Origin of the sequence: Natronoarchaeum philippinense, assembly GCF_900215575.1 — an archaeon.
GTDB lineage: Archaea > Halobacteriota > Halobacteria > Halobacteriales > Natronoarchaeaceae > Natronoarchaeum > Natronoarchaeum philippinense.
Genome location: NZ_OBEJ01000002.1, coordinates 664043 through 688687, shown reverse-complemented (window position 1 = coordinate 688687; position 24645 = coordinate 664043). Strand labels below are relative to the sequence as shown.

The following is a 24645-nucleotide window of genomic DNA, read 5'->3' as shown; positions in this document are numbered from 1 at the left end:
GCTAGTCATCACCGTCCTCGGGCTCGAAGTCGACGTACTCGAAGCCCTCGATCTCTTTGTCGGCGCCGTCGTCGCCCTCGTCGTCCTCATCGATGTCGGAGAAGACAGTCCCGTCCTCGTCGCCGTCGATTTCGTCGAAGACCGACGCCGTCGCGTCGTCGGCGTCACCGTCCTCGTCGTCCGCGGACGCGTCGGCCTCCGACTGTCGCTCGTCGGCCTCCGACTGGCTTGGCTCGGCGTCGATTTCGGGCTGCTCGGACGCTGGGTCGATCTCTGGTTCATCGGTCTCCTCGTCGGTGTCGGACGCTGGCTCGGCAGCCACGGCATCGGCGTCTGGCTGCACCGATTCGGACTCGCCCGACGGCGTCTCAGTGCCGCCGGGGTCGGGCACATCGATATCCGGAGCGTCGGCCTCCGGAGTCTCCTCTTGAACCATCTCGGTATCGGCCGTCGCATCGGCGTCCGGCGTCGGCTCTGTAGCCGAAACTCCCTCGTCGGCAGTTTCCGAATCCGCTGGCGCGGCACCGTCGAAGGGATCGTCCGAATCGGTCTCGAAGTCGTCAGTCGTCGGGCCGCCGAACCCGTCGTCGGCGTCGTCAAACAGCGAGCCTCCTTCGTCGTCCGGCTCGGCATCGTCGCTGAAGACGCCGCCGTCGTCGGGCTGGTCGCCGAACACCGACCTGGTGTTATCGTCGGTGTCGGCCGTGCCGGTATCGGCCGTTTCGGTGGGCTGCTCGTCTGCCGGTTGCGTTCCGGCTTCGTCCGCTTCGGCGGACTCGGACACAGTAGCATCCGAGGCGTCGGGTGATTCGGGCTCGGCGGAGTCAGTATCGTCTACCTCTATTGCCGGCTCGGCTTCGTCTGTCTCCGCCGCCGGGACCGCTTCGCTCGTCTCAGCCGGTTCGTCTGCTGGTGCTTGCTCGCTGCTGGCATCGTCGTCCGGTACCGGCGGGCTGACCGCCTCCTCGGAGGATGCCGCTGTGTCCGCGTCGGCGGTGGTCGCCTCGGTGCGTTCTGTTTCGGTGGCCGTCGCGGTATCGTCTGCATCCGTTCCGGTGGCTGCGGCGTCTGCACCGACGGCGTCTCCGTCCTCGGCTGGCCCGTCCTGCGTGACCGGTGCGTCCACCGCAGCGCTTTCGGTCGGTTCCTCGGCGGTTGTCTGTTCGGGCGCCCCCTCGGAAGCCATCTGTTCAGCAGGCGTGTCGGCTGTTTCCGGGCGCTCCGTGTCGGTTGCAGCTTCCGCTGTATCGGTCGTTTCCGCTCCGGTATCGTCCGGGGCTTCGATAGCGGGCGTCTCGGCGCTCTGGGCGTCGGCAGCCGCCGTCTCTTCGTCCAGCTTCGGCGCCGGGTCGTCGCCGGTGTCCGTATCGAGGTTGTCGATCGCATCTCGGGCCTCGGGAGCGACATCGTCGGCCGACGCGTCGGCATCGCCCTCTTCGTCGCCGAAGAAGAAGCCGCTCTCCCCGGAGAACCAGTCCGGCTCCTCGATCTCCTCTTCCTCGTCGCCAAAGGAGATGCTGTCGCCGTCGACACCGAACGCGTCGTCCTCCGGCATCGGGCCGCCGAAGTCGAACTCCTCGCTACCGCCGTCGTCGTCGAGTTCCGGTTCGGCGGCCGCCTCGACGCCGTCGAGCGCACTTGCAAGCCCGCTCGGCGTCTTGCCCTTGAACTCTTGGAGGATCGACTCCTCGGCACGTTCGAGGATGTCGGTCACTTCGTTGAGACCTTCCTCGTTGGGGTCGGGACGCGGGACGAGTTCCTCTTTCTCGGGATCCACGTCGATCAGGACGCTCTCCATCTCCCGGAGGTCTTCGAGGCTCTCTTCGAGGACGCCGTTGGCGATCAGCGTCAGGATCGTCTCGGGATCGTTGATGAATGCCTGAATCGTCGCGGCGACCTGCGCGTACTCGTTGAGCCCGTTCTTGATGAGATACGCGAGAATCACCCGGCGCTTTTCGAGTTCTCGGTCGAGCCGTTCTTGACCCCACCCGCGGTCGAACTTGATCTCGTCTAAGGTGTTCGACTCGCCCATCTTCAGGAACTCGTCGGTCTCGGCCTGCCACTGATACACGTCCTGAACGTTGATCTCGTCGTTCTCGGCGTCGTAGTGGTTGACCTCGGTCAGCACCTTGTTCCGGCGGACCTTGTGGCCCTGTACGCGCGTCTGGGTCTGGATCGAGACGAGATCCAGCGCCGTGAACATCGTCTTCGAGACGTTGATCGGCGCAGTCGTGAACCGCTTGAGCACCTCGCCGACGGAGTCGGCGTGGAACGTCGTGTAGGTGGTGTGCCCGGTCGACATGACCTGAAACAGCGTCCGACCCTCCTCACCGCGGATCTCGCCCATGACGATGTAGTCGGGGCGCTGACGGAGCGCGGCTTCCAGCAGATCGAACTCGTCGACGTCGCCCTGCGAGTCGTCAGAGAATGAGGGACGGGTGACGCTTGCGATCCAGTTACGCTGGGGCAGCTCGACCTCGCGGGTGTCCTCGATGGAGACGATTTTCGTGTTGCTCGGAATGAACAGCGACACCGCGTTCAGGCTGGTCGTCTTCCCGGATGCCGTCCCGCCGGCGAAGATCAGGCTCTTGTGGTTCTCGATGCAGAGCCAGAGGAACGCCATCTCGTCGAGCGAGAACGTCTTCCAGTTGACTAGGTCGATCGGAGTGAAGGGGACGTCCTTGAACTGACGGATCGTGTAGTTCGTCCCGTGGTCGGACACCTCGCGTCCGAGGGTCAACTGGGAACGCGATCCGTCCGGTAGCGTGGCGTCGACCTGCGGCCGGCGCTTGCTGATGCCTTTCCCCGATCGCTGGGCGAGTTTGACGACGAAGTCGTCGAGTTCTTCCTCGTCGTGGTAGATGTTCGTGATGATCTGCTCGTAGTCGCTGTGGTAGACGAAGACGGGCGAGTTGTACCCGTCACACGAGATGTCCTCGACGTTGATGTCGTGTTTGATGCCGTCGATTCGCTCGTAACCGATGAAGTCCCGCTTGAGCAGGTAGAGAAGCTTTTCGACTTGGTATTCCGAGAGCGATTCGGGATCGTCCTCCAACACCGCGGGCTCCGGTCGAGCCTCGATGCCGCCGAGTGAGCCGTCCTCTTCTTCGCCGTCGTCGACCTCCCGTCCGAGCAGCTTCTTGATCTCGCCGACCACGTCGGTTCCGCCCCCGCTGGAGCCGGTAAAGAGATCGTAGCGCTGGAGGAGTTTCTTGGTCTCACGCTCGATGACATCCTTACGGACGTGCTCGTCGCCCGCCGTTGCGATCTCCTCGTCGGCGTACTTGATCGCCGTTCGTAGCTTCCCCGTAAGAAAGTCCTGCAGATCGATCTCGATCTCGTTGAGGTACGGCTCGACGACGTAGTACTTTTTCTCGTTTTCCTTCTCGGAGTGGAACAGCGCGACGAAAGCGTAGGGCTTGTTGACCCAGTAGCGTTCCTCCTCGCGGAAGTGGGTCTTTTTTTCCATCGGGACGGCCTTCTCGAGGTCGTAGCGATTGACGACCGTCGTGTGGCCGTCGACCGTCGAGAAGAACTCGTCTTCGTCCATCTCTTCGCGAACGTTGACCGTCCGCTCCTCGACGAGGTCGGCCAGTTCTTCGGCCTTGGAGTTGCCCTCGAACAGTTTGTTCTCGACCTCGTCGGGCTCGAAGCCGAGATGCTCGTCGGGCTCGAAGGGAACCGTCTCGCCGTCCTCTTGGGGTGCTTTGACGCCGGTCCCTCGTCCGTCGTAGTAGAACTCCTGTTTGAAATGCTCCCACTCGTAGACGCCTTTGACACACGGCGTCTGCACGGGATCGATGTACTCCCAGAGCGTTCGGTCGACATCCTCGGCGATCTCGTCGTGGGCCGCGAACACCCCGCCTAACTCGTCAGGATTGAATCCGAGATACGGGACCGGATCGAACTCTACGTCGTTCCAGTCGTCGCCGGACGGTTTGTCCGGCTCGGCGTCGTTCTCGTCGTCGGGACCGGCCTCGAGTCCGAGCCGTTCACCGCCCGGGCGTTCGGGATACAGCGTCGATACCTCGTGGCCGTATCCGTGCTCCTCCATAAAATCCGCCCACGTGTACCCCCCGACGCTCGCGGGCGCCGACCCCCCGGACGACTCCCCCTCGTCCTCGGGAGAGGCCGACTCATCGGCGCCGTCGAATCGTCCAGAACCCGACTGGTCGGCGTCATCAATAGCCATTGGATACACCCTTTCAGTGACCAATCAAAAAACCTTCCGGCAATTATTATCCGTGATAACTAGGCAATTGCACAGAAACTCGTTTGTCGGTCCGACAGAACACCGATGCAGTGCCGTACTCTCGGCGTCTATGGCTGCTTATTACTCTCAGAGCCGATCATAGTCTGACTGGAGATGACCTTATATTACTTGATTTGATGTAGCGGATAAATAGGATTCATATGCGTCACTCCAACATCGCGCCGGCCGGGTGGGTCGCACAGACCGCCGGATCGTAGCCGGCGTCAGACAGTCCCGTCCCGAGTGCGAACACCGTCTCGCCGAGCATCGCCATCGAAGCCTGTCCGCCGGCGTCGCTGACGTCTTCGATCGCTTCACCGACTCGTTCGCTCAACAGTTCAGCCTCGCGGGCGAATCGCCGCGACGCGAAGATAAAACTCGATAGCGTCGGCTCGCCGACGAGCCGCGAGAGAGCGCGCTCGCCGGCCTCGTCGATCGGGTCGGTCTCACCGCCCAGTACCGCTTCGGTCTCCAGTTCGCCAAACGTGATGTATTCCACGCGTGCGCGCGCTGGAACGGCGTCGAGCAGATTGTGCTGTGGTCCGCCCGGTTCCAGCCGGATCGGCACGCCGCCGCGAGCCTGCGCGACCACGTCGCCCAGTCCCGTCCCGGACTGGACTTCGGCGCCGTGTGCGATCGTGACTAGTTCGTTTTCCGAAAGCGCCAGTCCGAGCGCGTCGTTTGCGGCCAGCGCCGTCCCCAGCGCGAGCGCCCCGGAGACGCCAAAGCCAGAGCCCAGCGGGAGGTCGGTTTCGGCCGTCACAGTCACATCGACCGACAGCGCGTCGAGGACGCGCTCGACCGCTTCGACCCCGATGCTGGTGTCGTTGAGATACACCGCCCGCTCCTCGGTCGGTCGCACCGTCACGTCGACGCCGTCGGACAGCGCCAGTCCGGCCCCCTGTGATCCCGCCTTCGTCGGGTCGTCGTCCTCGCAGACGGTGAAAAAGCCCGTGATGTGACCCGGAACGAACGCGGTCGCCGCCTCGCTCATCGCCGTCCCCCTCGATCCCGTCTCCGTGCAGTCATCGGCGCGGTTTTTCAGTCGAACACAAATAAGCGTACAGCATCCGATCGGACGATGCCGTTACTCGGGGAGCTTGACGCGTCCTTGCCGGTTCATGTCGGCGTCCATGACGAGTTCGCCTCGATCGCGTGCGGCCTCTAGTTTGGCCGTGGCCTCCTCTCGGCTGAACGCGCCGATGATGGCGGCGGCGTCGAGTAGCAGCGGTTCGGGGACGCCCGTTCCCTGCCCGCCTCTGTCGGTGCCCTCCTCGGCGCTCTCGATGTCCTCGGTCATTACCCGGACGAACGCGCGAAGGTCGTCCTCGCCGCCGAGTTGGTCGTGCCAGTGTTCCGGGAAGTTGCTCACGTGACCGTCGCCGACCTCGTAGAACGCGTCCTGCTCGACCCACGTCTCGCTGTCGGTCGTGCGCTCGTCGATCTGCTCGCGGGGCTTGCTCGGCCCGCGGACGAAGAAGTCCTCCTCTCTGAGCGTCTCGACGTAGGCATCGAGTAGCTCGTCGCTGACGCCGCGTTCGGCGTCGTCGTCGTAGCGCTCGATGTACTGCAGGAACTCGCCGACCAGCAGCGACTCGCCTTCGCGTTCCACCTGTTCGATGACGTACTCGTTAGGTTCGTGGTCGGTCACATGGGTGTACCCGGCTGGCACAGTAAAAAGCGTGATGGCGGCGTCCGATCAGCGCACCGATTCGAGCATCAAACGTTGCTCGACGCGCTTGACCTCGTGCTGAACGTCGCGGACTGCGTCGACGTTGGCGCTGATCGAGGTGATTCCTTCGTTGACCAGCGCGTCGACCATGTCGGGCTTCGAGCCGGCCTGTCCGCAGATGCTCGTGTCGATGTCGTGCTCGCGGCAGGTCTCGATCGTCGTCGAGATCAGTTCGAGCACGGCCGGGTGGAGTTCGTCGAACCGATCCGCGACGGCGCCGTTGTTGCGATCCACCGCCAGCGTGTACTGGGTGAGATCGTTCGTCCCGAACGAGGCGAAGTCGATACCGGCTTCGGCCATTGACTCGACGCCCAGCGCGCTGGCTGGCGTCTCGATCATCACGCCCCACGAGCGCTTGTCCGGGTCGATGCCGGCGTCTTCCATCAGCCGCCGGGCCCGCAGCACGTCCTCGGCGTCGTTGACCAGCGGGAACATGATCTCGATGTTGTCGTAGCCCATCTCGAACAGGCGACGGAACGCGGCGAGCTCGTACCCAAACACGTCGGGGCGATCGAGGCTTCGGCGGATGCCGCGGTAGCCGAGCATCGGGTTGTGCTCGTCGGGTTCGTCCTCGCCGCCCTCTAACTCGCGGAACTCGTCGGTCGGGGCGTCGAGCGTGCGCACCCGCACCGGCCGCGGGTAGAACTCGTCGGCCACCGTCCGGATGCCGTCGACCAGTTCGTCGATGTACGCGCGCTCGCCGTGCTCGCTGACGTAGCGCTCGGGCGTCTTGTCCAGCGACAGCACCATGTGCTCGATCCGGAGCAGGCCGACGCCGTCGGCGCCGGTCGCCGCGGCGCGCTCGGCGGCCTCGGGGATCGAGACGTTGACCTTGACCTCGGTGGCCGTCATTGGCTTGACCGGCGTCGACGGACGCGCGTCCTCGACGGGTTCGGGCTCCTCGCTGGTCGTTTCACGACCTTCCACGACGGTGCCTTTCTCGCCGTCGATCGTCACGACCTGCCCGTCGTCGAGCGCCGTCGTCGCCCCGCCAGTACCGACGACCGCCGGGACGCCCAGCTCACGAGAGACGATGGCGGCGTGGCTGGTCATTCCGCCTTCGTCGGTGACGATTCCGGCGGCACGTTTCATCGCCGGCACCATGTCCGGCGTCGTCATCTCGGTGACGATCACGTCGCCCTCGCCGACCTTGTCCAGCTCGTCGAGTTTGCCAACGAGCCGGACCGCCCCGCTTACCGTGCCGGGACTGGAGCCGAGTCCCGACAGCAGGTGTTCGCCGGTGGCGTCGTCACCGCCCGACTGCTCGGTGACTGCGCCGCCGTCGGCTGCGCTGTCTTGTTTCCCGTCGAGACTCATGTCGTCGAGCGCGCTGGCGGGCGCCGAATCGTCGGCGCCGCCGGCGTCGTCGATCGTCGTGATCGGCCGCGACTGGAGCATGTGAATCTCGCCCTCGACCATCGCCCACTCGACGTCTTGGGGCGTCCCGTAGTGCTCCTCGACGGCCTCGCCGAGTTCGATCAGCGCCGACAGGTGCTCGTCGGTGAGAACGCGCTCCTCCCGGCGGTCCTCGGGGACGGGCCGTTCGACCGTCTCGCCCGTCTCGGCGTCTTTCTCGTGCATCACTTTCTTGTCGGCGACGGTGACTTGTTCGACGCTCCCGTTTTGCCGATCGACGATGTAGTTGTCCGGCGACACCGACCCGGAGACGACGGCCTCGCCGAGCCCCCACGCGGCTTCGACGATCATGCGCGGGTCGCCGGTCGAGGGGTGGCTGGTGAACATGACGCCGCTGCGCTCGGCGTCGACCATCCGCTGGACGACGACCGCGATGTCGACGACGCTGTGGTCGAACCCCTGTTTCTGCCGGTAGTAAATCGCTCGTTGGGTGAACAGCGACGCCCAGCACTCACGGACGCGGTCGAGCAGGTCCTCGCCAGTGACGTTGAGGAACGTCTCCTGTTGACCCGCAAAACTCGCGTCGGGCAGGTCTTCGGCGGTCGCGGAGGAGCGAACGGCGACGAACGCGTCGCCGTCGCCCAGCGACTCGTAGGCCTCGGTGATTTCGGCTTCGACCTCGGCCGGTATCGGAGCGTCCAGAATCAGCTCTTGCGCGCGCTCGGCGGCCGACGACAACGCCGCCGAGTCCTCCACGTCGACATCGACAACCGAAAACAGTTCGTCGTCGATCCCGGTCGCTTCGAGAAACGACCGATAGGCGGCCGCTTCGACCACAAATCCCGACGGGACCGGCAGGCCCGCGCCCGTCAGTTCCCCCAGCGACGCACCCTTTCCGCCGACGATGTCGACGTCGTCGGCCCCGATCTCGTCCAGCCAGAGTACTGCCATCTGTGTGTGACCGATCCACGACGCCGGTTAAGAACTTTGCGAACAATCATGCAAAATCCGAACACATATTCGAGTAAACTCGCCGTCTCTCCAGTTCCGGATCGTTGCGATCTCGGCGCCGGTCGTGGCCGTTGCGCGATCCAGCACCGGCACCCACATTTATCGGACACGAACACCACTGCATCGAGCATGAAACTGGCAACCTCGTTGCGATGGGCGCTGTACTACCGCGGGCTCGCGCTGCTGTCGTTTCTCGTCGGCGCCGCGATCGCGCTCGCGGGCGTCTGGGTCGGGCTCTACGAGGTCGTCGCGTACCTCCTGAGCATCTCCTCGGCGATGGAGTTCGCATCTGCGAGCACGCTCTCGGGCGCGGTCGGCGCCGCCCGACCGATCCCCGGCGCCGCGCTCGTGCTACTGGGACTGTTCGTCTGGCAGGTCGGCAAGACCGCGGCGTTCTACAAGACCCTGACCGAGGCGACCGAGAGCGAGATGGCCGATCGGTTCGACACGCAGACGGTCAAAAGCGAGATTCTGGCGGCGCTGGACGACCAGCTCTCGGACCTCCACGCCGATGTCGAGACGACTCGCCGGCAGGTCAGTCGTCTGAGCCGCGAGGAACACGCCGAGGCGCTCGAAGTCAGTGCCCACGACGCCGCGGCGTCGGGCCGCTCGGGAGTCGACGACGGAGCAGCATCCAGTGACGGAACGGCGTCCAGCAGCGATCGGTCGGCGTCCGGAACGAGCGTATCCGAAACCAGCCAATCGAACGCGTCCGGCCGATCGGCCTCCAGCAACGACGCCGCCGATGGAAGTCGCGGCGGCCAGTCCGGCGGCCGGCCGTCGAACACGTCTCAGTAGCTGTCGCTACGGCCGCGGCGGCGTCACGCTTCGACGATTTCGTCCTCCTCGATCTCGGGAACGGTCAGCCGCCCCTCCATGCTCGTCACGCCGGTCCCGCCGACGCGAATCTCATCGCCGACGCGCACGCGCATCTCTCCGGGGCGGTCGAGCACGTGACCCTGCTCGAAGCGCATCTCCTCGGGGAGGTCGCTGCCGAACGCGCCGGTCTGTCGCAGATACGCCCCGGTCGCGCCGGCGGCGGTGCCGGTGACGGGATCCTCGGGGATGCCGACGCTCGGCGCGAACATCCGGCCGTGAAGGGTCGCGTCGGGCGCCAGCGCGTCGAACGTGAACAGGTAGAGCCCGGCCGCGCCGACCTCGTCGCACAGCGCTTCGATCGCCGCCTGATCCGGGTCGGCGTTCGTGACCTGCCGGAGATAGGTCGCCGGCACGACGAGGACGGGCAAGCCGGTCGAGGCGACCGCAAACGGCAGATCGCGTTCGAGTTCGCGCAGCGCGACGCCGTCGATCCCCAGCGCGTCGGCGACCCGATCGTAGTCCAGATCGACGTTGCGGACCGTCGGGCTGTCCTGTCGCATCCAGACGACGCCCTCGTCGGTGACCTCGATGTCGAGGACGCCGACGTTCGTCTCCAATTCGTGTTCGCCCGGCGGGAGGACGCCGCGCTCGCCGAGATAGACGTGGCTGCCGATCGTGGCGTGCCCACAGAGGTCGACCTCCGCGCTCGGCGTGAAGTAGCGTACCCGCCGATCGGCCGATCCGCTCGGCAGGAGGAACGCCGTCTCGCTGACCGATAGCTCGCTGGCGATCGCTTGCATCTGGTCCTCGGACAGTCCCTCGGCGTCCGGGACGACGCCCGCAGGGTTGCCGGTCAGCGGTTCGTCGGTGAACGCGTCGACGAGGGCGACCTCGATCTCGCTGGCATCGCTCATGCTCCCCCGGACGTAGACCAGACGGAAAGCCGTGACGCCGCTTCGTCGGCTGCCACGCTCGCCGCTGCATTGGGTCACGCCCTCCAATTCCGCTGACGCAGTAGCACACTGGCCGTGACGCCGAGACGCACCACTTTAGGCGGTCGAACGCCGTCGTCTACCTATGGCCGACCTTCCGGACGAGTTCAAGTGTACGATCTCCGACTGGGACTACATCTACAGCCTCTGTCGGGATGTCAGCGATCAGGTCAAGGCCGCCGAGTTCGAGCCCGACGTCGTCGTCGCGCTGGCGCGGGGCGGCTGGTTCGCCGGGCGCTGTCTCTGTGACTTTCTCGGCCTAGACGACCTGACGAGTCTGAAGATGGAACACTACGTCGGCACCGGCCAGAAGGCCGACGAGCCCCAAGTTCGCTATCCGATGCCGGAGGGCAGCGTCGAGGGCAAAGACGTGCTGATTATCGACGACATCGCCGACACCGGCGGGTCGATCCGGCGCGCCCACGAGTACGTCAACGAGCGCAATCCCGGAGAAGTCCGTACCGCCACGCTCCAACTGCTCCAGACCAGCGAGTTCGAACCGGAGTTCGTCGGCGAACGTCTGGAGGAGTGGGCGTGGGTCGTCTACCCGTGGAACTTCATCGAGGACATGATCGAACTCAGCGCCGGCGTCATGGAGAAGGCCGACCAAGAGACGTTCGACCGCGGCGACATCCGTCACTACCTCTCGGAGTTCCACGACGTGGACCGCATCGAAATGGAGATCGCCCAGCCTGACCGTCTGGACGAAGTGCTCGACGAGATGGAGCGGCGCGACGTGATCGCGTCTGCCGAGCCGGCGTCAGACGACGCCGATCGCTGGCGTCTCGTCGAGTAGCGTCCCGTCGGACCGCCCGGTGGCTGCCGACCGCTACTCCTCGCTTGCTTCGAGGCGTACGTTGTCGAACATGTGCCGGACGCCCGTCTCCCAGATGATGTTCATCCCGACTGCAACGGTCGCCTCGCCGTCGATGTCGCTGACGTCGTAGCTGAACGTCTTCCACCCCGAGTGGGCCTCGATGGAGTTCTCGCGGTTGAAGTCTACCTCGACGAGATCAGCGGAGGCTTTCTCGCCGGCGTAGAACGCGACCTGCGTGAGGATGTTGAACGACTTCTCGTCGTTGTACACGTCGACCAGCACCGCGTCGGTCGACGAGAGGTCGGCCCGCTGGGCGACCCAGATGGTGCCGTCGTCGGCGCTCCCGTCGAGGAAAAACTCGACGGACGCCGACCCTTCCGAAGCGTTCTTTGTGACGACTTCGGCGTCGTGACCGACCTTCTCCGTCGAGTCGCCGGGCTCTTCGGGGAGGTCGGTGCCGACGGTCCAATCGTTCAGGTCGTTCTCGAAGGAGCCGTTGGTCAGCTCCGCGACGGGGTCGTCGTCGGATGGTTCCTCGGGATCCGACCCGTTCGGAGGCGTGTCGTCTGACTCGTTGGGGTTCGTATCGTCGGGGTCGTCGCTCTCGTCAGCCGGTTCGTCACCGCTTCCTAGGCAACCGGCGGCGGCCACAACAGCACTGCTCGCCGCGACGGTCAGGAGTTGTCGTCGGTGCATCACCAGCCACTACGAAGATGACAGTTAGGTATCTTCTCTAAGCTAAAACGCCCCTTTGATCTATCCACCTCGTCGCCCCGTCGCGTCCACAGCCGCGACTCGTGGGGCCCTTCGATCGGGTTCCTGCGTCGAACTGACTGCCGGTCGAAGCGCGGATGGGTGTCGTTTGGGATCGTCAGCGCTCGCGCCCGTCGTCGCGCACGTACTCCAGCGCGGAGACGTACTCGGCCGGGTTCACGCTGTCCCGGGACTCCCGAAGTCGTTCACGAATTTTCGTTGGAGTCATGTGGTAACGTACGCCATACTATAGTATAATTCCATCGGCGGTCCGGCATCGAAACCTCGACTGTCAGTCAGCGATCGCCGGCTCTTCGGCTTCGACGGCACTCGGGTCCTGTATCCAGAGGTCGCCGAACAGCTCGTCCTGTTCGAGACGGACGTGGTCGCGGTTGGCCAAAAAGAGCAGCGCGAGATACGTCTCGACCCGCGAGCCGCCGGCGTCGTCGATTTCGGCGTACAGCACCTCTCGGCGGCCGGCGTCGTACTGCTCGCGCAGGACGCGATTGACGTCCTCGATGACTGTCTCGATGTCTTCCTCGTGGGCGTTGCCCGTGACCTCGTCCTCGGTCGGCTCGTCGTCGGCCCGGAAGTCGTCGCCGGAGTGGTAATCCAGCGTCTGGGTGCCGCGTCGGAACCCCTGTGGCGAACCGGACGTGTCGTACTCGCGGGACTCTTTCCACCGGGAATCGCGCTCGGCGTCCCGGAGCTCGCGGACGAGTTCGTCGAGCGTCTCGGGCTTGCCCCGGACGCTCTTGCGGTCGAGTCGGCGCTCCATCTCGGCTTCGAGCCCGGCGACGGGATCGGGGCCGGCGGGGGCATCGCCGCCGTCCCCGCCGTCGTCGACGAAGGGCTGTTCCCACGGCTCTGGCTCCGGTGGCTCGTCGGACTGCTCCGAGAGCAGGCCGTCGCCTTTCATCCGCAGGAGTACGCTCGCGTAGAACAGCGCCCGTCCCGACGTTCGCAGGTCGGCCTCGTCGAGCCGGTCGAGATACTTGTCGGTCACCGTCACGACGTCGATGTCCCACGGGTCGATCTCGCCGTCCTCCGCGAGTCCGACCAGCAACTCGACGGGTTCGACCTCCTCGTCGTCGTCTTCGCTCGACGCCGCAGCGACATCGCGCGACGCTGTCGCGTCGGCATCTGACGAGGCGGACGCGTCGGCGCCGTCGCCAAGAGTGCCGGGAAGTCCGGCCCCGCCGGTCTCGGCGTCGCCATCTCGGTCGCGGTCCCCGTGGCCGGCGATGTCCAGCGGGATGTCGTCGTCAGTCATCCGCGCTCACCTCGCCGTCGCCTCCGCCCTCGTCGAGCTGAATGCCGGTGACGGCGCTGACGTTGTCGCCCTGCATCGTGACGCCGATGGCGCGCTCGGAGCGTTCGAGCATCGCAGACCGGTGTGACACCACGACGAACTGGGCCTCGCCGGCGAGTTCGTCGACCATCTCGCCGACGCGCTCGGCGTTGGCGGCGTCGAGGAAGGCGTCGACCTCGTCTAGGGCGTAGAACGGCGCGGGGTTGTACCGCTGGATGGCGAAGATAAACGCCAGCGCGGTCAGTGACTTCTCCCCGCCGGACATCGCGTCGAGTCGCTGGATCGGCTTGTCGCCCGGCTCTGCCTTCATCGTCATCCCGCCCTCGAAGGGATCTTCGGGGTCTTCGAGGTGGAGCGTGCCGGTGCCGTTCGAGAGGCGCTCGAAGATCTCCTCGAACTGGTCGTCGATCGCCTCGTAGGCGTCCATGAACGTCGCCTTCTTCTGGGCTTCGTAGGAGTCGATCCGGTCACGGATGCCGTCGCGCTCCTCGACGAGCGTGTCCCGACCGTCTTCCAGCTCTTCGAGGTCGGCCTCGACCTCGTCGTACTCCTCGATTGCGAGCATGTTGACCGGCTCTAAGGCCTCCATCTCGGCTTCGAGCGTGGTTACCCGTTCTTGAACCTCGTCGTGGTCGGGAATTTCCTCGGGATCGTAGTCGCCGACGGTCGACTCTAGCTCGTCGATCTCCCATTCGAGCCGGTCCTCGGTGTCGCGTAGTTCGTCGAGTTTGCTCTCGATGCGGTTGACCTCGTCCTGTGCGCGGTCGCGCTCGGACTTGGCTTCGCGCAGTTCCGCTTTGAGCTCCTCGCGGTCGTCTTTGAGCTCCGCCAGCTCGTCTTCGAGTTCGAGCACTTCTTGGCGCTTTTCGTCCAGTAACTGCTCTTTGTCCTCGATCTGAGCTTCGAGCTCCCCGATCTGTTCTTCACAGTCGGCCTTGCGATTCTGGGCGTCTTCGATCGTCTCGTGGAGCTCCTCGATCGACTCCTCGGCGTACTGCTTTTCGAGCTGGTACTCGTTGAGATCGGCGTCGAGATCGTCGAGCCGATCTTCGAGTTCGTCGATCTCGTCTTCGATCGCTTCGGCCTCGCTGGTCAGCTCGGGGATCTCCGAGTCGGCCAGTTCGGTCTCTAGCTCCTCGACATCGGCGTCGATCTCGTCGAGCGCGGCGTCTTTCTCGTCGAGTTCGGCGTCGATCTCGCTCATGCGCTCGTCGACGGATTCGCGTTCCTCGCGCAGCTCGTCGAGCCGATCTTCTTTCTCGCCGATGCTCTCGCGAACCGACTCGATCTCCGATTCGGTACTCTCGATCTCGGATTCGATCGAGCGCACCTGATCGGTCGCGTCGGTCTTGCGGTCGCGGGCGTCGTCGAGGCGGTCCTCGACGCCCTGTAGGTCCTCGCGCAGCGAGTCGCGTTCGTCCTGTAGCTCCTGAATCTCTTCGGCGACCCGTTCGAGTTGGCCCTTGCCGGACTTCGAGAAGGAGTAGCGCGACCCGCTGGTCGAACCGCCGGTCATGGCGCCGCTTTTCTCTACGAGTTCGCCCTCCAGCGTCACCATCCGGTAGTCGCCCATGTACTGGCGGGCGGTCTCCATGTCCTCGACGACGAGCGTGTCGCCGAGCACGTACGAAAAGATGCCCGAGTAGCTCGAATCGAAGTCCACGAGGTTGTACGCGAAGTCGACCACGCCCGGGTCCGAGGGCGCCGACGGCAGGCTCCGGGAGTGCATCTCCGTCATCGGCAGGAACGTGGCCCGGCCGGCGTTGCGCGACTTGAGATGTTCGATACAGGTCTGGCCGACGCTGTCGTCGTCGACGACGACGTTGGCGAGCCGGCCGCCGGCCGCCGTCTCGCAGGCGGTCGCGTACCGCTGGGAGACGCCGCCGAGCTGGCCGACAGTACCGTGGACGCCGTCGATGCTCGCGTTGAGGATCGTCGTCACCGACCGGCCATACGAACTGTCGCCGCTCTCGTCGGCGCGGGCTTCCAGCTCGGCGTACTCCTGTTGTTTGGCCTGAATTTTGTCTTCTACGTCGTCGATGTCGGACTGGAGCGCGCGTTTTTGGGATTTGAGATCGTCGACGACCTCCTCGATGTTCTCGGCGTTCGCGCGCGCCTTCGTCAGTTCGTTCTCCAAGTCGTCGACATCGGCTTCCAGTTCGGGAATCTGCTCGCGCGCCTCGTCGATTTCGGCTTCGAGATCGGCGATCTCGTTCGAGCGGCGCCGCGCCTCGTCGAGCAGTCGGTCCTTCTCACGCTGGAGGTCGTTGCGTTCCTCTTTGACGGCCTCGCGGTCGGCCTTGCGCTCCTGAAGCTCGGCTTTCAGCTCGTCGAACTCGGTGTCGATGTCGTCGATCTGTTGCTCGATCTCGGCCAGTTCGGCCTCCTTGGTCTGGATGTCGGCTTTGACCGAGGACTTCTCGACTTTGATCTCGCGGATCGACGATTCGAGGTCGTCGATCTCCTCTTGCTTGCGGTCGACCTGCACGAACGCCTCGCGGCGCTCGTTCTCGGCGGCCTCGCGTTTCTCCTCGGTCGACTCGATCTTGTCTTCGAGCCGCGCGATGTCGCCTTTGATCCCCTCGATCTCGCTTTTGATCTCTAACTGCTCGTCTTCGCCCTTGCGCTCGATCTCGGCGTTGAGATCTTCGAGGTCTTCGTCCAATCGGACGACGGCGCCTTGCTTCTCGTCGAGATCGCGCTGGAGGTCGTCGAGCTCCTCGGATCGGGACTCGATCGTCTCGCGGACGCCCGCGAGATCCTCGCGCTTGTCTTCGAGTTCGGCGGCCTTGAGATACCCCTCGTACTCCTCTTTTTCCTCGCGGAGCGATTGGTACTCCAGTGCGGTCTCGCGCTCGTCACTGAGCTGGTCGAGTCGGGCCTGCTTCTCGTCGATCTTCAACTGCGCTTCGTCGATCTGGTCCTCGACGGCTTCCAGCTCCTCGAAGGCGTCCTCTTTTTTCGCATCGAACTCGGCGACGCCGGCGATCTGGTCGATGATCTCCCGGCGTTCGTGTGGCGTCATGTTGATGATCTCGGTCACGTCGCCCTGCATGACGACGTTGTACCCCTCCGGCGTCACGCCGGCCTGCGCGAGCAGGTCCTGAATGGCCGAGAGGTTCACCGAGCGCCCGTTGAGGTAGTAGTAGGAGTAGTAGTTGTCCTCGGTCTCTTTGACGCGCCGGCGGATCGTCACCTCGTCGATATCACCGACATCTTCGCTCCCGGCGGCGTTGACGATCTGGCCCCGGTCGAGCGTGCGATCGGCGTTGTCGAGTACGACCTCGACGCTGGCTTCTTTCGGCCCGGCGGCCTCCTCGCCGTCGTCGAAGCCGGGGTTGTAGATCAGGTCAGTCAGCTTCTGGGCGCGAATCCCTCGGGCGCGGGCCAGCCCCAGCGCGAACAGCACCGCGTCGATGATGTTTGACTTCCCGCTCCCGTTGGGTCCGGTAACGACGGTGAAGTCCTCGTAGAACGGAATTCGAGTCTTGCGGCCGAAGCTCTTGAAGTTCTCCAGAACGAGCTCTTTTATATGCATGCGTTGTCATCTCCCGGGCGACGCCCGCAGTCGGCCCCGGCGATCACGCGACGATGATGTCGTCGCCGAGTTCGGAGCCGTCGGTTTCGTCCTCCCCGTTGTCCCCATCTCCCTTATCGGCTTCGGCTGCCGCCTCCTGCACGTCCTCGGGTGCGGCTTCCTCCGATTCCGGCTGGTCGTCGTCCTGCGATCGGCCGGCGGCGCCGCGCCGTGCCGTCGCGGGCGTTCCGGTCGTGGCGCCCTCGCTGGGTTCGAGTTCGGCTTCGAGCAACCGGACCCGCTCTTTGGTCTCGACGAGTTCTTCGGTGAGCCCTCTGACGGTCGATTCCAGTTCCGACACCGTCGCTTCGAGTTCCTCGACTCGGTCGTTCGACATATGAATCAAGGGGTGGCTCTGTACCCTTAAACGTGCGTCAGACAAATAAAATAATTCTGTCAGTAACTCGCGTAGCCGCTCACCACTGGCTGCGTTCGACGGCCGTCAGCGCCGAGCCGTAGCCGATCATCGACGCGCCACAGAACACGAAGAAGACGACGATCATCGCCGAGAGGTGCGTCACATTGTCGCGGAAGTAAAACAACAGCAGTGCGAGGCCGGTCCCGACGAACAGCAGGCCGATCGACTGTAGCTGGTCCGGCGACAGACCGAACGGAATCTCCACCATACCGGGCTGGAACCGTCGAGCAGTCAAATAGGTTGTGCTCGACACCGCGGCGGCGACTGGCGTGCGCGCGCTTGCGTTAGTCTTTAGCGGGCCCGTCCCGAACGCCTCGGCAATGACCGCGCAGGCGACCCAGCAGGACGCCGACCTCGCCGTCGTGATCGGGCTGGAGGTCCACGTCCAGCTCGAGACCGACACGAAGATCTTCTGTAGCTGTTCGACCGACCAGACCGACGCCGAGCCCAACACCAACACCTGTCCGGTGTGTCTTGGGCTTCCCGGCGCGCTCCCGGTGCTCAACGAGGGGGCGGTCGAAGCCGCCGTCAAGGTCGGCAAAGCGATCGACGCCGACATCCCCGAGGAGACCCGCTTCCACCGGAAGAACTACTACTACCCCGACCTGCCCAAGAACTTCCAGATCACGCAGTACGACGAGCCGATCTGTCAGGACGGCCGGTTGGAAGTCGGCGTCGAGGGCGAGCGCCGCGAGATCGGCATCGAACGCGCCCATCTCGAAGAGGACCCCGGCAGTCTCCAGCACGTCGGCGGCTCGATCGACACCGCCGACTACACGCTGGTCAACTACAACCGCGCCGGCGTCCCGCTACTGGAGATTGTCACGCGGCCGGACTTCCGCAGTCCCGACGAGGTGCGCGCGTTCCTCGCCAAGCTAGAGGAAGTCCTTGAGTATCTCGGCGTCTTCGAGAGCACCCGCGACGGCAGCCTGCGCATCGACGCCAACATCTCGCTGGTCGAGCGCAGCGAGGAGAACGTCGACAGCGGCACCGGCGAGTTCAGCACCGAAGCGCTCGAAGCGGCCAACCGAACGGAGGTCAAGAACATCTCCAGCCACAAGGGCGCCGAGAAGGCGCTGGCCTACGAGGTCACCCGGCAGAAAAACGCCATCAAGCGCGGGCGCGTCGTCGAGCAAGAGACGCGACACTGGGACGAGACCAAGGGCATCACCGTCTCGATGCGCTCGAAAGAGGAAGAAAAGGACTACCGCTACTTCGGTGAGGCCGACCTCCCGCCCCTACAGGTGGCCGACTGGAAGGAGAAAATCGCCATTCCGGAGCTCCCCGACGCCCGCCGCGAGCGCTTCGCCCAGGAGTACGATCTCGGCGAGGAAGCCGCGAGCAAGCTCACCTCGACCAAGCAGGTCGCGGATTTCTACGAGGACATCGCAGAGACGTTCGATCCCGATCTGGCCGCGACGTGGGTCGCGGACAACCTGCTCGGGGAACTCAACTACCGCGACATGGAGATCACTGACCTCGACGGCCGCTTCGACGAGGTCGCGCGGCTGGTCGAACTCGTCGCAACCGACGAGATCACCGCGAAGAACGCCCGCGAGACTGTGCTCCGCGAGATGCTCGACGAGGGGCGCGCGCCCGACGAGATCGTCGAAGCCGAAGGACTCGGCAAGACCGACGAAGACGAGGTTCAGCAGGCCGTCGAGGAGGCCATCGAGGAGCATCCGGACGCCGTCGAGGACCACCGGAACGGCGAAGACGGCGCGATCAACTTCCTCGTCGGGCAGGTGATGCAAAAGACCGGCGGATCGGCCGACCCCGGCGACGTGAACCAACTGCTCCGGGCCGAGCTAGAGGAGTAGCGCCCGCCGCCGAGCTGTTGTTTCGGGACAGCAGCGTGGAGATAAACCTTTGTGGGTTCGCTACGGGAAGCCGGTATGGACTGTCCGCGATGCGGCGAACGGTTGATCCACTACAGCCTCGGGGACAGCGAGACGTGGAGCTGTCGGCGCTGTTCGTACTCCGGCATCACGGTCGAACACCGGAGCGACCGCCCCGATCCAGAGTCGTGGGAGGAGAGCTTTCGACGGTTCTACGAGCAACGAGCCAACGAGTCAAGCGATCGGGACAGCGGCGAGCGCGAACAAGCGCAGTCGACCGACGCCGACTCACCGGCCCCAGATCAGTGCGTCGCGGCAACGGCGTCCGGCAGTCGGTGTTCGCGGGATGCAGTGCCGGGCGAGCGATACTGTAGCCAGCATCGAAAGATGGCCGCGGGCAACGACGAGTCGGTTGTTGATCACGAGTAGTTGCCGTGTGCCGGCCCCTCACTCTCGAGGGGGGTGTCGGCGTGCCAATCATTCAAGTAGCAGCGCCGTCTACACCCGCTGTATGGATGAAGAACAGTTTCATCGGCACTCCGTAGATCATGCCGATCGTGCGGATCGGGACGGTGTCAAACTCGACACCGACGCCCCGAAAGCCATCTTCGAACCGACAGCGGACGGTTCCGCAACCGAAGCGATCGTCTCGCTGGTCGCACAAGAGCGCGACTGCGACCCCCTCGAACTCGACCCGCTCTACGGCGCCATCGACCCCGAGGCGCTCGATAGCATCTGCCGAGCAACTCCCGAAGGATCGGTGCGCATCTCCTTCGAGTACGCCGGCTTCACCGTTCTCATCGACGGCGGCGGCGTCGTTCAGTTACTCCCTGCCGAGAAGTAAATCGCGTCTGAACGCTACTCGTCTCCGATAGTTCGCTCATCGTTTTGTTCGACGCTATCGTGCCGGAACGCCCCCGTCAGGGGCAGTTCTCCCGCCGCAGTCTCGCGGTTCGATACCCCGAAAGGTTTACCCGCCGGGTTGTCCTACGCCAGATAACAACCGACAGTGTGGTGTCGGAGGTGGTATCCTGTGGAACTCATCATCACCGAGAAGGACAACGCGGCCCGACGCATCGCCGACATTCTGAGCGGCGAGTCCGCGAGTTCGACCCGCCGGAACGGCGTCAACGTCTACCGGTGGGGCGGCAAGCGCGTGATCGGCCTCTCCGGCCACGTCGTCGGGGTCGACTTTCCCGAGGAGTACAGCGACTGGCGCGACGTCGAACCCGTCGAGCTGATCGACGCCGACGTCGAGAAGACGCCCACCCAAGAGTCGATCGTCGCGGCGCTGCGCTCGCTCGCGCGGGACGCCGACCGCGTGACCATCGCAACTGACTACGACCGCGAGGGCGAGTTGATCGGCAAGGAGGCCTACGAACTCGTCCGAGACGTCAACGAGGAGGCACCGATCGATCGCGTCCGCTTCTCCTCGATCACCGAGCGCGAGGTCACCGACGCGTTCGACAACCGCGAGGAGTTGGACTTCGATCTGGCGGCGGCCGGCGAGGCCCGCCAGACGATCGACCTGATCTGGGGCGCCGCACTGACGCGATTTCTCTCGCTGTCGGCCCGCCAACTCGGGGACGACTTCATCTCGGTCGGGCGCGTCCAGACGCCGACGCTGCGCTTGCTGGTCGAGCGCGAGCGCGAGATTCAGGCGTTCGATCCCGACGAGTACTGGGAGCTGTTCGCCGACCTCGCGAAGGACGACGACGCGTTCGAGGCACAGTACTTCTACCGCGACGAGGACGGCAACGAGGCCGAACGCGTCTGGGACGAGACACTGGCCGACGCCGTCTACGAGTCGCTGGCGACGACTGACGCGACGACGACCGTCGAGCGCGTCAACCGCCGCACGCGGACCGACAGCCCGCCCGAGCCGTTCAACACCACGCAGTTCATCCGGGCAGCGGGCGCGCTCGGCTACTCCGCCCAGCGCGGAATGAGCGTCGCCGAGGATCTCTACACCGCCGGCTACATCACCTACCCGCGGACCGACAACACGGTCTATCCCGACGATCTCGATCCCGAGACGCTGCTCGACGAGTTCGTCGGCCACTACACGTTCGGCGACGACGCCGAAGCCCTGCTGGAGATCGAGGAGATCGACCCCACCGAGGGCGACGAGGAGACGACCGACCACCCGCCGATCCACCCGACCGGCGAGATTCCCAAAAAGAGCGAGCTGTCCGACGACGAGTGGGAGGTCTACGAACTCGTCGTGCGGCGGTTCTTTGCGACCGTCGCCGAACCGGCGGTCTGGGAACACCTCAAGGTCGTCGCCGAACTCGACGGCGAGGTGTCGGTCGACCTGCCCAACGACACCGAGGCGCTCACGCTCAAAGCCAACGGCAAGCGCCTCGTCGAGGCGGGCTACCACGACGTGTATCCGTACTTCAACACCAGCGAGAACTACGTCCCCGACGTAGCGGAGGGCGAACAGCTCCCGATCGTCGACGCCCGCGAGGAACAAAAAGAGACCCAGCCCCCTCGCCGGTACGGCCAGTCGCGGCTCATCGAGACGATGGAGAAGCTCGGCATCGGCACCAAATCGACCCGCCACAACACCATCGAGAAGCTCTACGACCGAGGCTACGTCGAGGGCGACCCGCCCCGACCGACGCGGCTTGCGATGGCGGTCGTCGAGGCCGCCGAGGAGTACGCCGACCGCGTCGTCAGCGAGGACATGACGAGCGAGCTCGAAGCCGACATGACCGCCATCGCGGAGGGCGAGGCGACGCTCGACGACGTCACCGAGGAATCCCGCGAAATGCTCGACCGCGTGTTCGAGGAACTGGTCGAGTCCCGCGAGGAGATCGGCGACCACCTCCAGAAGTCGCTCAAGGCCGACAAGACGCTCGGGCCCTGTCCCGAGTCCGACCACGACCTGCTCGTCCGGCGCGCCCGCGGCGGGTCGGCCTTCGTCGGCTGCGACGGCTACCCCGACTGCGAGTACACCCTCCCGCTTCCAAGCACAGGCAAACCGCTGATCCTCGACGAGACCTGTGACGAACACGACCTGCGCCACGTCAAGATGCTCGCCGGCCGCCAGACGTTCGTCCACGGCTGCCCCCAGTGCAAGGCCGACGAGGCCGGCGAGGGACCGATCCTCGGTGAGTGTCCGGAGTGTGCTGACGACCACGGCGGTGAACTCGCAATCAAGCAACTGCGCAACGGCTCCCGACTCGTCGGCTGTACGCGCTATCCCGATTGTGACTACTCGCTGCCCCTGCCCCGCCGCGGCGAGATCGAAGTCACCGACGAGCACTGCGAGGAACACGGCCTGCCCGAACTGATCGTCCACAACGGCGACGAGCCGTGGGAACTGGGCTGTCCGATCTGCAACTACCGCGAGTATCAGGCCCGCGAGAGCGACTCGGGCAGCGACCTCGAAGCGCTCGACGGCATCGGCGCCAAGACCGCCGAGAAGCTCGCCGACGCCGGCATCGAGAGCATCGACGACCTCGCGGACGCCGAAGCCGAGGCGGTCGCCGGCGACGTCGACGGCGTCAGCGAGGACCGGATCCGGAAGTGGCAGGCGAAAGCCTAATCCACGACCTTTTTCCCGTTCGGGTGGCGTCGCTCGGGCCCGCAAGCCCTCGCTCCGCCACCGCTCACGGCAAAAATCTCGGCCAAAAATCCGCGCCCTCCCTCGCGCCCTGCCGGGCGCTCGCTCGTGCGCGGTACAACTGCTTGATCCGCTTTTGCACCGGTACCGCTCCGCTACCGCACAGCACCGCGCGACCGCGCCGCCGGAGGCCGCTGCGGAGTCAGCTTTAGGGCGCCCCGGCGTCTGTACTCGGGTATGAGCGATCCCGATCCGACGATCCGACGCGCCGAGGAGATCGAGTACGAAACAGTCGACGCGGCGGAGGGGTTATCGAAGGGCGTGCTGATCGGTGAGGACGAAGCGGCGCCGAACTTCGCCGTCCGACGATTCGAGCTTGACGCCGGTGCCGAGGTGCCGAAACACACCAACGCGGTCGAACACGAGCAGTACGTGCTCTCGGGCGAGTACGTTGTGGGAATCGGCGACGAGGAACACGAGGTTAGTGCGGGCGACTCGCTGCTGATCCCGGCCGGAACCGTTCACTGGTATCGCAACGAGGGCGAGGAAGCAGGGGCGTTCATCTGTGCGGTGCCCAACGGTGACGACGAGATCGAACTGGCGGAGTGACGTTGCGGCGTCGGACACCGTCGGATTGGTCGCTCAGAGGAATTCCGACTCGATGTACTCCTCGACTTCTGCGACCAGTTCCGGCTCGAACGTCCAGAAGCCGTCCCAGACGTTCTGTTCGCGCTCGTAGGCGACCAGCGCGGCCTCGCGGATATCGTCGCGATCGCTGGTGTAGGTAACGAACCACGAGTCACGAATTTCCTCGTCGTCGATGCCGTGGAGTTCGACGCCCGGCCGGACGAACGGATCGGCGTCGGGAACACCATAGACGTGGACTTCGAGGTCCGAATCGCCGAGCGTCTCGTAGGCAGCCAGCGTCCCGCGCTCGTCGTCGATTCGGGACAGATACTGAAACCCGGTGTGGACCGTCCCTTCGCCGCCCGCAAGCGCCATCGCCTCGATCTCCCGCGAGAGTTGAATCAGGAGGTACTTCTGGTGGCCGTCGACGGTGAACGTCGTATCGCCGAGTTCGGCGATCACGTCGGGCGTGTCGACATCTTCGAGCGGGCGCGAACCGGTGATATACAGGTCGGAGTTCACCGTGAGGACGCTGTCGCGCACCTCAGTGAGCGACGAGACCGCAAGCGCGTCGCCGGACTCGACGAGTTGTACCTCGTTTTCGAGTTCGGATTCGTCCTCGACTTCTTCGACCACGACGTCTTGACCCCCAAACGCATCTTCGAGCATACCGTATACCGGATCGAGTTCGGTGCGGTTGACTACTCGCAGGGTAAGATCCCGCCCCGCTACGGTGCCGATGAACTGCTCGAAGGTCATCTCTGTTTTCTGTCAAAGGATCGCCTACAGTTATAAATTTACCTCCAACCGAACGCCAGTTCCGAAGGGGTTTTAGTCGGTCCTTTAGATTGCTTCGGGTATGACGACTCGCTGGGCCGAGTGGGACCATATCGTGAAGATCGACCCCGACAAGACGCTCGTCGAGGGCGAGACGTTCGAAGACGTCTGCGAGACGGGGACGGACGCCATCGAGATCGGCGGGACGACCGGGATGACGACCGACAAGATGCAACGGGTCATCGACGCCTGCGCGACACACGACGTGCCGCTGTACCTCGAACCAAGCGCACCCGAAGTCGCGGTCAACGACGAGGCGCTCGACGGGTACCTCATCCCGACGGTACTCAACGCGGGCGATCCGTTCTGGACCGTCGGCGCTCACAAGGAGTGGGCGCGCATGGAAGACGACCTGCCGTGGGACCGGATCACGACCGAAGCCTACGTCGTGATGAACCCCGAGGCCAGCGTCGCAACCTACACCGAAGCCGACTGCGATCTGAGCCCCGACGACGTGGCGGCCTACGCCGAGGTCGCCGAGGAGATGTTCGGTCAGGAAATCGTCTACATCGAGTATTCGGGCACGCTCGGCGACCCCGCGGTCGTCGAGGCCGCTGCCGACGCGACCGACGACGCCGCGCTGTTTTACGGCGGCGGCGTCCACGACTACGACTCCGCACACCAGATGGGCGAGCACGCCGATGTCGTCGTCGTCGGCGATCTGGTCCACGCCGAGGGCGTCGACGCCGTCGAGGAGACGGTTCGTGGCGCAAAAGACGCCTGACCAACAGGT

19 protein-coding genes are annotated in these 24645 nt (G+C 64.8%); 8 read left to right on the top strand and 11 right to left on the bottom strand.

Annotated elements, in window-relative coordinates:
- Nucleotide 1 precedes the first annotated feature (1 nt).
- The 4 genes from CRO01_RS17120 to ppsA form a co-directional block, all read right to left on the bottom strand.
- Nucleotides 2-4192, bottom strand: a complete 4191-nt coding sequence (locus CRO01_RS17120; protein ID WP_097009038.1) for an ATPase, T2SS/T4P/T4SS family — start codon at nucleotides 4190-4192, stop codon at nucleotides 2-4.
- 226 nt (nucleotides 4193-4418) lie between these two features.
- Nucleotides 4419-5246, bottom strand: coding sequence for a pantoate kinase (locus tag CRO01_RS10305; protein WP_097009037.1), 828 nt, complete (start codon nucleotides 5244-5246; stop codon nucleotides 4419-4421).
- 93 nt (nucleotides 5247-5339) lie between these two features.
- Entirely contained in the window at nucleotides 5340-5903 is a 564-nt protein-coding gene (locus tag CRO01_RS10300; protein ID WP_097009036.1) for a hypothetical protein, read from the bottom strand.
- Nucleotides 5904-5951: 48 nt separating this feature from the next.
- Nucleotides 5952-8291 (bottom strand): phosphoenolpyruvate synthase, encoded by a 2340-nt coding sequence (ppsA, locus tag CRO01_RS10295; RefSeq protein WP_097009035.1) that lies wholly within the window; start codon nucleotides 8289-8291, stop codon nucleotides 5952-5954.
- A gap of 189 nt (nucleotides 8292-8480) precedes the next feature.
- Here ppsA and CRO01_RS10290 point away from each other — a divergent pair, with 189 nt between their 5' ends.
- Nucleotides 8481-9149, top strand: coding sequence for a hypothetical protein (locus CRO01_RS10290; RefSeq protein ID WP_097009034.1), 669 nt, complete (start codon nucleotides 8481-8483; stop codon nucleotides 9147-9149).
- Between the two features lie 23 nt (nucleotides 9150-9172).
- Here CRO01_RS10290 and CRO01_RS10285 read toward each other — a convergent pair whose 3' ends face one another.
- Nucleotides 9173-10084 carry a PhzF family phenazine biosynthesis protein gene (locus CRO01_RS10285; protein WP_097009033.1) on the bottom strand — a complete coding sequence of 304 codons (912 nt, stop codon included), beginning with the start codon at nucleotides 10082-10084 and terminating at the stop codon, nucleotides 9173-9175.
- Between the two features lie 163 nt (nucleotides 10085-10247).
- Between CRO01_RS10285 and CRO01_RS10280 the strand changes: the two genes are divergently transcribed.
- The gene (locus CRO01_RS10280) at nucleotides 10248-10958 is read left to right on the top strand and encodes a phosphoribosyltransferase (protein ID WP_097009032.1); all 711 of its coding nucleotides are present in this window, start codon (nucleotides 10248-10250) and stop codon (nucleotides 10956-10958) included.
- A 33-nt stretch (nucleotides 10959-10991) separates the two neighbouring features.
- Here CRO01_RS10280 and CRO01_RS16825 read toward each other — a convergent pair whose 3' ends face one another.
- The 5 genes from CRO01_RS16825 to CRO01_RS10255 form a co-directional block, all read right to left on the bottom strand.
- A complete protein-coding gene (locus tag CRO01_RS16825) occupies nucleotides 10992-11675 on the bottom strand; it encodes a hypothetical protein (RefSeq protein WP_218839167.1) in 684 nt (227 codons plus the stop codon).
- A gap of 349 nt (nucleotides 11676-12024) precedes the next feature.
- A complete protein-coding gene (locus tag CRO01_RS10270; RefSeq protein ID WP_097009031.1) occupies nucleotides 12025-13005 on the bottom strand; it encodes a segregation/condensation protein A in 981 nt (326 codons plus the stop codon).
- Nucleotides 12998-16582 (bottom strand): chromosome segregation protein SMC, encoded by a 3585-nt coding sequence (gene smc / locus CRO01_RS10265; protein WP_097009030.1) that lies wholly within the window; start codon nucleotides 16580-16582, stop codon nucleotides 12998-13000. The genes CRO01_RS10270 and smc overlap by 8 nt, the downstream gene beginning before the upstream one ends.
- 43 nt (nucleotides 16583-16625) lie before the next feature.
- Complete coding sequence (locus CRO01_RS10260; RefSeq protein WP_097009029.1) at nucleotides 16626-16958, bottom strand: DUF7518 family protein; 333 nt, start codon at nucleotides 16956-16958, stop codon at nucleotides 16626-16628.
- A 79-nt stretch (nucleotides 16959-17037) separates the two neighbouring features.
- Nucleotides 17038-17247 (bottom strand): hypothetical protein, encoded by a 210-nt coding sequence (locus CRO01_RS10255; protein WP_097009028.1) that lies wholly within the window; start codon nucleotides 17245-17247, stop codon nucleotides 17038-17040.
- A 112-nt stretch (nucleotides 17248-17359) separates the two neighbouring features.
- Between CRO01_RS10255 and gatB the strand changes: the two genes are divergently transcribed.
- From gatB to CRO01_RS10230, 5 genes are all read left to right on the top strand, one after another.
- Nucleotides 17360-18859, top strand: a complete 1500-nt coding sequence (gene gatB / locus CRO01_RS10250) for an Asp-tRNA(Asn)/Glu-tRNA(Gln) amidotransferase subunit GatB (RefSeq protein WP_097009027.1) — start codon at nucleotides 17360-17362, stop codon at nucleotides 18857-18859.
- A gap of 75 nt (nucleotides 18860-18934) precedes the next feature.
- Nucleotides 18935-19306, top strand: a complete 372-nt coding sequence (locus CRO01_RS10245) for a hypothetical protein (RefSeq protein WP_097009026.1) — start codon at nucleotides 18935-18937, stop codon at nucleotides 19304-19306.
- 82 nt (nucleotides 19307-19388) lie between these two features.
- A complete protein-coding gene (locus tag CRO01_RS10240; protein ID WP_097009025.1) occupies nucleotides 19389-19721 on the top strand; it encodes a HalOD1 output domain-containing protein in 333 nt (110 codons plus the stop codon).
- Nucleotides 19722-19910: 189 nt separating this feature from the next.
- Nucleotides 19911-22430, top strand: a complete 2520-nt coding sequence (locus CRO01_RS10235) for a DNA topoisomerase I (protein WP_097009024.1) — start codon at nucleotides 19911-19913, stop codon at nucleotides 22428-22430.
- 255 nt (nucleotides 22431-22685) lie between these two features.
- Nucleotides 22686-23057 (top strand): cupin domain-containing protein, encoded by a 372-nt coding sequence (locus CRO01_RS10230; RefSeq protein WP_097009023.1) that lies wholly within the window; start codon nucleotides 22686-22688, stop codon nucleotides 23055-23057.
- A 33-nt stretch (nucleotides 23058-23090) separates the two neighbouring features.
- Here the strand turns inward: CRO01_RS10230 and CRO01_RS10225 are convergent, their stop codons facing one another.
- Entirely contained in the window at nucleotides 23091-23834 is a 744-nt protein-coding gene (locus CRO01_RS10225; protein WP_097009022.1) for a DICT sensory domain-containing protein, read from the bottom strand.
- A 100-nt stretch (nucleotides 23835-23934) separates the two neighbouring features.
- On the opposite strand from CRO01_RS10225, the gene CRO01_RS10220 reads away from it, so the two are divergent.
- Complete coding sequence (locus tag CRO01_RS10220) at nucleotides 23935-24636, top strand: phosphoglycerol geranylgeranyltransferase (RefSeq protein ID WP_097009021.1); 702 nt, start codon at nucleotides 23935-23937, stop codon at nucleotides 24634-24636.
- Nucleotides 24637-24645: the final 9 nt, after the last annotated feature.

Excerpts from the sequence above, each read along its gene's own strand:
- CRO01_RS17120 (WP_097009038.1), bottom strand. The coding sequence starts at position 4,192 with ATGGCTATTGATGACGCCGACCAGTCGGGTTCTGGACGATTCGACGGC.
- CRO01_RS10305 (WP_097009037.1), bottom strand. The coding sequence starts at position 5,246 with ATGAGCGAGGCGGCGACCGCGTTCGTTCCGGGTCACATCACGGGCTTT.
- ppsA (WP_097009035.1), bottom strand. The coding sequence starts at position 8,291 with ATGGCAGTACTCTGGCTGGACGAGATCGGGGCCGACGACGTCGACATC.
- CRO01_RS10290 (WP_097009034.1), top strand. The coding sequence starts at position 8,481 with ATGAAACTGGCAACCTCGTTGCGATGGGCGCTGTACTACCGCGGGCTC.
- CRO01_RS10285 (WP_097009033.1), bottom strand. The coding sequence starts at position 10,084 with ATGAGCGATGCCAGCGAGATCGAGGTCGCCCTCGTCGACGCGTTCACC.
- CRO01_RS10280 (WP_097009032.1), top strand. The coding sequence starts at position 10,248 with ATGGCCGACCTTCCGGACGAGTTCAAGTGTACGATCTCCGACTGGGAC.
- CRO01_RS16825 (WP_218839167.1), bottom strand. The coding sequence starts at position 11,675 with ATGCACCGACGACAACTCCTGACCGTCGCGGCGAGCAGTGCTGTTGTG.
- CRO01_RS10270 (WP_097009031.1), bottom strand. The coding sequence starts at position 13,005 with ATGACTGACGACGACATCCCGCTGGACATCGCCGGCCACGGGGACCGC.
- smc (WP_097009030.1), bottom strand. The coding sequence starts at position 16,582 with ATGCATATAAAAGAGCTCGTTCTGGAGAACTTCAAGAGCTTCGGCCGC.
- CRO01_RS10260 (WP_097009029.1), bottom strand. The coding sequence starts at position 16,958 with ATGTCGAACGACCGAGTCGAGGAACTCGAAGCGACGGTGTCGGAACTG.
- CRO01_RS10255 (WP_097009028.1), bottom strand. The coding sequence starts at position 17,247 with ATGGTGGAGATTCCGTTCGGTCTGTCGCCGGACCAGCTACAGTCGATC.
- gatB (WP_097009027.1), top strand. The coding sequence starts at position 17,360 with ATGACCGCGCAGGCGACCCAGCAGGACGCCGACCTCGCCGTCGTGATC.
- CRO01_RS10245 (WP_097009026.1), top strand. The coding sequence starts at position 18,935 with ATGGACTGTCCGCGATGCGGCGAACGGTTGATCCACTACAGCCTCGGG.
- CRO01_RS10240 (WP_097009025.1), top strand. The coding sequence starts at position 19,389 with ATGGATGAAGAACAGTTTCATCGGCACTCCGTAGATCATGCCGATCGT.
- CRO01_RS10230 (WP_097009023.1), top strand. The coding sequence starts at position 22,686 with ATGAGCGATCCCGATCCGACGATCCGACGCGCCGAGGAGATCGAGTAC.
- CRO01_RS10225 (WP_097009022.1), bottom strand. The coding sequence starts at position 23,834 with ATGACCTTCGAGCAGTTCATCGGCACCGTAGCGGGGCGGGATCTTACC.
- CRO01_RS10220 (WP_097009021.1), top strand. The coding sequence starts at position 23,935 with ATGACGACTCGCTGGGCCGAGTGGGACCATATCGTGAAGATCGACCCC.